Here is a 752-nt window from a genome sequence, read left to right as displayed (position 1 = left end):
CCGCTGGTGCCGTCCAAAAGGTAGTCCACCCCTTCGGTCTTTAACTGACCGCTTACCCAGACCTGGGTGCCTTTGTTGTAAGGATAGCTTCTGACCCACTGGTATTGCTGGCTGTTTTCGTAATAACCGGTAGCAGAATTATAAACATAAGCCACATTGGACTTGTAGTTCAGGTAGCTGTAAGCATTGACGTTGGGGTTTAGGATTCGGGCGTTACCTCCCAGGCCGTGGGGGCTGTGGCACGATTCACAGCCAAAAGTGATGTCCCAGGCAGTGGCATCGGCTTTGTCGGGAGTGTCGTTGGCTTCGTAGTTGCCGGTGACGTTTCCCCCGGGGGCAGCGAAAATCTGAACCGCTCCGGTGACCAGGTGGTTGGAGAGGGAATCTTCACTGCCGCTGCCAAACATTCCGCCGTAGGTGGGCTTGCCGGTACCGGCGATGGTTCCGCTTTGCACATCATAGGTGGTGGAAATGGTGCCGTCATGGCAGGCCATGCAGGTGTCGTACACCGTTCCCCACTGTAAAAGGGTTTGACCTACCGCCGTGTGGGTTGCGTGGCAGGCCGCACAGGCGTCGGTGTTTTTGGAATAGTTGGTGTGAATGCGGTAATTGGCAGGATTGGCTTCATTGGGTAAATAAATTTCATTGGGGTAATAGGTTTTATCATCGGCATTAAACTTACTTACCATGCCCCTCTGCTCATCATATACTTTCTTTACCGTGGGGGCGTAAGTGTCGCCCGTCAAAAGCTG

The 752-nt window shown here is 53.3% G+C and carries 1 protein-coding gene; it reads right to left on the bottom strand.

What is annotated here, in order from left to right:
• On the bottom strand, positions 1–752 hold a 752-nt coding region (locus ciss_RS04625), incomplete at both ends, for a cytochrome c3 family protein (protein WP_143298481.1).

The organism is Carboxydothermus islandicus, assembly GCF_001950325.1.
In the GTDB taxonomy this organism is placed as follows: Bacteria; Bacillota; Z-2901; order Carboxydothermales; family Carboxydothermaceae; genus Carboxydothermus; species Carboxydothermus islandicus.
The sequence above is the reverse complement of the archived record's forward strand: the minus strand, read 5'-3'. Positions and strand labels throughout refer to the sequence as shown.